The sequence below is a fragment of the Acinetobacter sp. genome, assembly GCF_036659555.1.
In the GTDB taxonomy this organism is placed as follows: domain Bacteria; phylum Pseudomonadota; class Gammaproteobacteria; order Pseudomonadales; family Moraxellaceae; genus Acinetobacter.
Window position 1 is genome coordinate 49,582 of record NZ_JAVXCI010000008.1, and the last position, 2,439, is coordinate 52,020.

At 51.0% G+C, this 2,439-nt stretch carries 2 protein-coding genes; both read left to right on the forward strand.

Translation table 11 applies throughout. From position 1 onward, the window contains the following. The coding region (locus RSA72_RS02220; protein WP_332624694.1) for an amino acid permease at nt 1–1,309 on the forward strand (1,309 nt) is incomplete at its 5' end. 86 nt (nt 1,310–1,395) lie between these two features. Continuing rightward, nucleotides 1,396–2,283 (forward strand): alpha/beta fold hydrolase, encoded by an 888-nt coding sequence (locus tag RSA72_RS02225; RefSeq protein WP_332624693.1) that lies wholly within the window; start codon nt 1,396–1,398, stop codon nt 2,281–2,283. Nucleotides 2,284–2,439: the final 156 nt, after the last annotated feature.

Sequence of the window (2,439 nt, forward strand, 5' to 3'; positions counted from 1 at the left end):
CGGGACTGGCCTATTTTTAGGATCGGGTGAAGTCATTGCACAAACGGGGCCTGTCGGTGCAATTCTGGCGTATTTCCTTGGCGGCGTTATCGCCTACATGGTCATGCTCTGCTTGGGTGAACTGGCTGTTCATATGCCTGAATCCGGCTCTTTTGGCACCTACGCCGCCAAATATATTGGCCCGGGCACAGGCTATACAGTGACTTGGCTGTACTGGCTGACCTGGTCGGCCACTTTAGGCACAGAATTCACCGCAGCAGCCCTGCTGATGCAGGAATGGTTCCCGCAGGTTTCGGTCTGGCTGTGGACGCTGATTTTCGCGGCCTTTGTATTCATTATGAATATGAGCTCCACCCGCTGGTTTGCAGAGTCTGAATTCTGGCTGGCGCTGGTCAAAGTCATCACCGTCATTGCATTCATCCTGCTGGGCTTGATGGCGATTTTCGGCATCATCAGCTATCAGGGTGTTGAATCCGCGCCGCTGTTCAGCAACCTGACCGCGCAGGGCTGGTTCCCGCAAGGCCTCTTCCCTATTTTCACCACCATGCTGATTGTGAACTTCGCATTCTCCGGCACAGAGCTGATTGGCGTCGCCGCCGGCGAAACACAGGACCCGGCCAAAAATGTGCCGAAAGCCATCAATACAGCCATTTGGCGCCTGCTGATTTTCTTTGTCGGCACAATCGTCGTAATCAGCGCGCTGCTGCCGCACCAAATGGCCGGCCTGAATGCCGAAGGCGTCAGCAGCAGCCCATTCGTGACGGTATTCGAGCATATCGGCATTCCGTATGCGGAAGACATCATCCGCTTTGTGATCATCACCGCATTGCTCTCCGCCGCCAACTCCGGCTTATTCGCCGCTTCGCGCATGATGTGGTCGCTGTCGTATAAAAAAATGCTGCCGGCGGCTTTTTCACGCCTCACCAGCCACGGCGTACCCTATGTGGCGATTATTGTCACCATGTTCGGCGCTTTGCCGGGCCTGCTGTCTGAACAGTTCGCGCCGGAAACCATCTTCAAGAATCTGCTGGGCATCGCCGCCTTTACCATGGTTGTGGTGTGGATGAGCATCTGCCTAAGCCAGTTCAATTTCCGCCGCCAATGGTATAAGCAGGGCCGAAGCGCCAAAGAGCTGGGCTTCGCCGCGCCGCTGTTCCCGATTGTACCGGTTCTCGGCTTTTCCTTCTGCCTCATCACCTGCGTGAGCATGGTCTTTGATCCGGAAATGCTGCCGGGCTTTATCGGCTGCATGATTTTTATCGCCTGCTGCTATATCAGCTACTACACGCTTTACCATAAAAAAGCATAATTACGAATTGCTGCAAATCAGAGCGGCTCAGGCCGCTCTTTTTTATGTATATAAGAAGATATAGGCACAATAAATGGCTGCATTCTATGAAAATTATTTTCATTCATGGCATGAATCAGCAGCATTACAGCGCGGAAACACTGCGCCAGCACTGGCTGCAGATTTTCCAGCAGGGCCTGCGCTGCAGCGGCCATCCCGATTTCAACCTTGGCGCAGCGCAGATTGAACAGCCATTCTATGGCGATTTGCTGACGCTGCATCATCAGGAAAATGTTTTAGACCTGAATACTTTTTTGCCCAAAGCATGGCTGAACTTTCCTCTTCATCTGCAGCAGACTGCGCAAAAGGCCATAGAGCACAGCGACTTTATTCCATTCCTGCCGCATGACAGCGTCAGCCAAAACCTGCCTATTTCAGCCAGGCTGAACCTCTACACCGCGCTTGCCAAAGATATCATGCTGAAGGAACTCTCAATTCTGCTGAATCATTTCCCTCAGCTGCATGAAAAGCTGATTCACCAGTTTTTAATTGAAGCCTATCTGTATTTATCCAATGAATGCTTTCTGCGCGAAGTCCACGCCCGGATTCTGGCCTGCCTGTCTGCGCATCAAAAGCATATTATCGTTGCGCACTCCCTGGGGACAGTTATTGCCTACAACCTGCTGCAGATGCACCCTGAGTTTAAAGTCAGCCGCTTCATCACCCTCGGTTCGCCTTTAGCATTCCGGATCATTCAGGATAAAATCCTGCATCCGATTATCCGGCCCAAAAGCATTCATGGCGACTGGATGAATTTTTATTCTAACGATGATTTTCTAACCGCCTTCCCGCTGAGCAATGCGCCCTTCTGCTTCAAGCCGGCAATTATTAACCAAATGATTTCCACTTTTGCCAATAAGCCGCACGAAATTACCGGCTATCTGCAGCATCCGGATGTGGTGAAATCCATTGTAGAACCCCTGCAAAAACGTTAATTTTCGCCTTTTATTTAGGCAGAACATTTAATTATGCCGATAATTTACGCACTCGGCGAATTTCCGCCAATTTATTGCAGAAAAGCGTTTGACACACCCAGTTTTTCACCCTAATATACGCCCACCTCTGAAACGTCCCTATCGTCTAGAGGCCTA